The following is a 5,288-nucleotide window of genomic DNA, read 5'->3' on the forward strand; positions in this document are numbered from 1 at the left end:
CGATTCGAGTTTTGCGTCATCCTGGTGAACAAAAAGAATGTTTAGTTGATGAGATTCTTGATGAGGCTTCACAAAAGGGAACTGGGCTTTGGTCGATTAAAGCTAGTTTAGATCTAGGGATTTCTGTTCCAAGTCTTTATTCAGCTGTTTCAGCTAGATTTCTTTCCGGAGATCGTACTTTGCGAGATATGTTTAAGGAACGTAATAATCGTGTACAGTCGTGTGATAAATCTGCTTGGACAGAACGAGAATCTAATTTTCTTGGGCAGGCCTTGAAAGCTTCTAAGCTTATAACTTTTGGACAGGGGTTCTTATTGATTGTTCGGGCATCTGAACTGCATAATTGGGGCGTTGTTCCTGCAACAGTTGCAGGAGTGTGGAAAGCTGGTTGTATTATTCGAAGCCGTTTACTTTCTGAAATGCAAATGATTTTTGGGGAAAAGAATTGTAGTTCTTCTCTGTTTGTCCCTCATTTTCTTGACCAAGTTGAAGAGGCTTCAGAGGGTTGGCGGACGATTGTTAAGCTAGGAGTTTCATTGGGGATTCCAATGCCGTGTATGAGTGGAACGTTAGCCTTTTACGATGGTCTTTGTTCAGGAATTTTACCATCGAACTTGATCCAGGGCATTAGAGATTTATTTGGTTCACATGGTTATAAACGTGTTGGTGCCACATCGGAACAGTCTTTTCATACAGATTGGAATTGATCATCGAAATTGGTTCAATTAATGCAAAATTCTTGTAAGCAGATACGTAATTTTTCCATCATTGCTCATATCGATCATGGGAAATCTAGCTTGGCTGACAGGCTTCTTGAAAAGACTGGTACTTTGTCTTGTCGTGAGCTAGTTCCTCAAGTTTTAGATGGAATGGATTTAGAACGAGAGAGGGGCATTACGATCAAGGCGCATCTTGTTACAATGCGTTACAAGTTTTTGGGTGAAGAATATCAGCTTAATCTCCTTGACACTCCTGGACACGTTGACTTTTCTTATGAAGTTTCTAGGTCTCTTGCTGCTTGCGAAGGTGCTATACTTGTCGTTGATGCAACACAAGGTGTTCAGGCTCAAACGCTTGCAAATCTTTTTCTTGCCATAGATCGTGGTCTTACTATTATCCCAGTTGTTAATAAGATAGATTTGCCTGCTGCTGAGCCGGAGCGAGTTATTAGAGAAATACGGGATCTGCTTGGAAGTCCAGTTGAAGTTCTTACATGTTCCGCGAAAACAGGTGTGGGAGTGGAGAATATTCTTGAGGCCTTAGTAACACAAATTCCTCCTCCTAAGACTTCATCTGACGGAGAATTGAGAGCTCTTATATTTGACTCTCATTACGACTCCTACAGAGGAGTTTTAGTTTATGTACGTATCATGAGTGGGACCTTGAAAAAGGGAAGCAAGATAGTTTTTTTCTCTTCTAGGAAGGAGTTTGAGGTTACTGAAGTTGGAATTTTTTGCCCTAAAGAGATGCCTTTAGAGGCTCTTCATACTGGTGAAGTTGGGTACATTTGCGCACATATCAAGCAAGTTAAAGATATACGTATCGGTGATACTATTGTGCATGTTGGATCACCTATACAGGAAGGTTTGCCTGGGTTCAGGCTTATTCAACCTACAGTTTTTGCTGGAATTTATCCGGCCAGTACTGACGATTATTTGAATTTGAGAGACTCTCTTGGCAAACTACAGTTGAGCGATTCTGCGCTTGCTGTTGAACAAGAGACTAGCCACGCTTTAGGCTCTGGTTTCCGATGCGGCTTTTTAGGCCTTTTACATTTTGAGATTATTGTAGAGAGGTTGCGAAGAGAGTTTGATCTAGATATCATTTCTACATCGCCTGGCGTTCTTTATAGATTTACGCTCAGTGGGAAGAAACAGGTTGAAGTTGGTAATCCTACTTTTTATCCAGATCCTGCGACTATTGTTAGTGTGGAGGAACCATGGGTGAAGGCTCGTTTATTTGTCCCGGTTTCATATTTGGGACCGGTGATGCAGCTGGGGGTAGATAAGAGAGGTATACTCCTATCAACAGAGACTTTAGATTCATCTCGCTTGATTTTGATGTATGAGTTTCCTTTAAATGAGATTGTTGTTGAATTCGGGGATCAGCTCAAATCTCTCTCGAAAGGTTACGCTTCGTTTGATTATGATCCGATTGGATATCGAGTCTCTGATATTGTCAAGCTCGAGGTACGAATCAATGGTGATATAGTAGATGCTTTTTCGTGTTTAATCCATCGTTCGAAGGCTGAACGAAAGGGGCGTCTCCTTTGTAAGAAACTAGTGGATGTCATACCAAGGCATCTCTTTAAAATTCCTATACAAGCTGCTGTAGGAGGAAAGATTTTGGCTCGTGAAACGATTTCTGCCTTAGCTAAGGATGTAACGGCCAAATGTTACGGAGGGGATATCACAAGAAAGCGTAAGTTGTGGGACAAGCAGAAAGAAGGGAAGAAGAGGATGAAGCAGATGGGTAAAGTGTCTGTACCTCAGAAAGCTTTTCTAGAAGTGTTGAAGTCGGAGGAGTAAATTGCGAGTACGAGTCGAGTGGAGAGAGTTACGAGTTCGTATCTTTTCTGGATTGGTTGGTGTTTTCTTGGCTTCTCTTTTGTTTTGGATGTCGAACTATTCTCTTGGGATGTTCATATGCCGTTTAGTAGTTCGTTTACTGGCTTGGGGTGCTACTTACGAGTTTGTGCGAATGACGCAGATTGTGTACAAGGATCTGATTCATCCTTCATTTCATCTGTTATTGAGTTTTTTATTTTTTATTCTTATTGATTTCCTTCCATCTCTTTCTTTGGCTCTGATTTCTTGTACATCTTTAATTGGATTATTGGTCTTTTTTGATCCATTCTCTTCATTCATTAGGTTGGCTGCATCCTTATTGATTTTCTTTTATATTCATTTGCCTGTTGCTCTTTTTGAACAACTCTTGGAAGAGAAAGTTACTGCAGGACGTTGGTGGGTTCTCTATTTGGTACTAATTGCAAAAGGGTCTGACATAGGTGCTTTTTTCGTTGGGAAGTACTTCGGTAAGCATTTGATTGCTCCTAGAGTTAGCCCTAATAAGACTTCTATGGGAGTGTTAGGTGGGGTTTGTTTTGCGACTGTCATGACATTTTTGCTCTGTTTAGTTACGACAGCTCCTTGGAGTTCATCTCTTCTTATTTTTTGCGCTCCTGGGATATCCTTGTTTGCTCAATTTGGTGACCTGATAGAGTCTTCTTTCAAGAGGTCGTGTGGCGTGACTAGCAGTGGAACCTTCCCAGGCATGGGAGGTATACTAGATTTGTTAGATTCAATTTTGATGGCGTGTCCACTTATATACGCTTTTGCATGTCTTTGATCATTACTATTGATGGGCCTGGTGGAAGTGGCAAGAGTGATGTGGCTCGTCTGTGTGCTGAGTCGGCTGGTGGTGTCTGGATTAATTCAGGACAAGCTTATCGTTTGATCACCTGGGTAGCCTTAAAGAGTGGTTGGGATGGAACAGAGGGTGATTTTGCAATGAGATTGCCTTCTCTTCTTGAGAATGGTCTTCTCACATGGGAATGTGTCTCTTCCAAAGTTATTTTCCTGTCATCTTTATCATCTCCTTCTGATAAAGATCAGACAGAGATTGAGTCTGCTATAGGCGTAGTAGCTACAAATGGGTCTGTTAGATCGTACGTGAATAATCTTTTGAAAGATCTCATTCAGAAAGAAAACTCTAAATACTTCTTTTTAGATGGGAGAGATATGGGTTCTGTAGTTTTTCCTGGCGCAGATTTGAAGATTTTTTTAACTGCTTCTTTAGATGTTCGTGCTGAAAGACGTTTGAGGCAGCGTTCATTTGGAGAATCTATTGATGATATAAGAAAGAGATTAGAAAAGAGAGATGAAGATGACAGGAACCGTCTTGTCGGAGGTCTAGTCGAGCCAGAAGGATGTTGGTTATTGGTTAGTTCTGATTTGTCTCTTCAGGAAACCGTCATGAAAATTCTAGATCGCATACGACAGGAATGGGGTCCAATTTCTTTTCGAGTTGCTGGCGTAGGCCGGTAAGTCGTTCAGTTTGATTATTATTTCTTATTCCGTACCAGAAGTGTTTTTTGCTTCCGATGAGAATGACATATTTTCTAGCTCGTGTGATAGCGGTATATAGAAGCCTCCTAAAGAGCATGATTGAATGTGATCGATGAATAGGCAGAACTATACAATCTGCTTCACTTCCTTGATATTTGTGTACTGAAAGGGCGTAAGCATGTTGAACCTGATCTAGCTCATCGAATCGGTAAGTCAAAGAACGTCCTTCCATAGAAATCATTTCACATGTTCGGTTGGCTATGTCTGCGCTTCTCAAGAAGTGAATTGATCCATTAAATATCTCTTTACGATAGTTGTTTCTAGTTTGGATCAGCTTGTCTCCGAGAAAAAATGTTCTCCCTCCAATTGAAAATTGCCCTGACTGTCCTTTTTGAAAGCTTTGTTGAAGCGCAATATTTAGTCGTTCGATTCCAACCGGTCCTTTCCTCATAGGACAAAGGACTTGAATATCTTCTTGTGGGTCAAGTTTGTGAAGATTGGGGATGCGCTCATATACCTCGTAACAGATCCGTTTAACGATCTTATCTTCATCCATCTCTTCAACAAAAGAAAAGTCGTGATCATTTTCCTCTAACGCAGCAAGGGGAGATCTTCCCTCCTTAATTAGATGGGCGGCTTTAGCAATGCCAGATCTTTCAGATTGCCTGAAGAGAGTTAAAAGAGTACAAACAGGTAGGCGATTAGATATGAGAAGATCTCCAAAGACGTTCCCAGGTCCAATGCTAGCTAATTGATCACGGTCTCCAACTAATATTAAATGAGCATGAGACGGAATGGCCTTCAAGAGGTTATGAAAAAGGAAACAGTCCACCATGCTCATCTCATCCACTACAAGTATATCAACTTGTAATGGACTCCTTTCAGACTTCCTGAAGGTTTGGGATGTGAAATCGTATTCAAGTAAGTAATGAATGGTCTGTGCAGATCTGCCACTTGCTTCCCCTAAACGTTGCGAAGCTTTTCCTGTAGGAGCACAAAAGATTAGGTTTAATCCTAACTTAGAGCCAATTAAAGCTAAACAACGTGTAATAGTACTCTTTCCTGTCCCAGGACCACCTGTCAATAAGTTAACTTTATTGCGATATGCCATTCGAATGGCTTCCTTTTGGGCAGGTGCAAGAGTCATACCTATCTCTTTAGAAGCCCATTCCAAAGAAGATTCTATGTCAAATGAAGGTACTCGAGAAGGAGAGCAAATCA

4 protein-coding genes and 1 pseudogene are annotated in these 5,288 nt (G+C 41.1%); 4 read left to right on the top strand and 1 reads right to left on the bottom strand.

Annotated features, from left to right (window positions below):
• The 4 genes and pseudogenes from GCCT14_RS03400 to cmk form a co-directional block, all read left to right on the top strand.
• Window positions 1-707, top strand: a pseudogene (locus GCCT14_RS03400) (NADP-dependent phosphogluconate dehydrogenase); the annotation flags it as partial.
• A gap of 21 nt (window positions 708-728) precedes the next feature.
• Window positions 729-2,528 (top strand): translation elongation factor 4, encoded by a 1,800-nt coding sequence (gene lepA / locus GCCT14_RS03405; protein ID WP_108624252.1) that lies wholly within the window; start codon window positions 729-731, stop codon window positions 2,526-2,528.
• A 1-nt stretch (window position 2,529) separates the two neighbouring features.
• Window positions 2,530-3,348: a phosphatidate cytidylyltransferase gene (locus GCCT14_RS03410; protein WP_108624250.1), complete on the top strand. Its 819-nt coding sequence runs from the start codon at window positions 2,530-2,532 to the stop codon at window positions 3,346-3,348.
• A complete protein-coding gene (cmk, locus tag GCCT14_RS03415; RefSeq protein ID WP_108624251.1) occupies window positions 3,339-4,046 on the top strand; it encodes a (d)CMP kinase in 708 nt (235 codons plus the stop codon). Before GCCT14_RS03410 ends, cmk begins: the two co-directional genes overlap by 10 nt.
• On the opposite strand, the gene GCCT14_RS03420 is transcribed toward cmk, so the two are convergent.
• Window positions 3,973-5,288 (bottom strand): ATP-dependent DNA helicase (locus GCCT14_RS03420; RefSeq protein WP_157952562.1); only part of this gene is annotated, 1,316 nt, incomplete at its 5' end. The genes cmk and GCCT14_RS03420 overlap by 74 nt on opposite strands.

Source organism: Candidatus Similichlamydia epinepheli, from assembly GCF_003056015.1.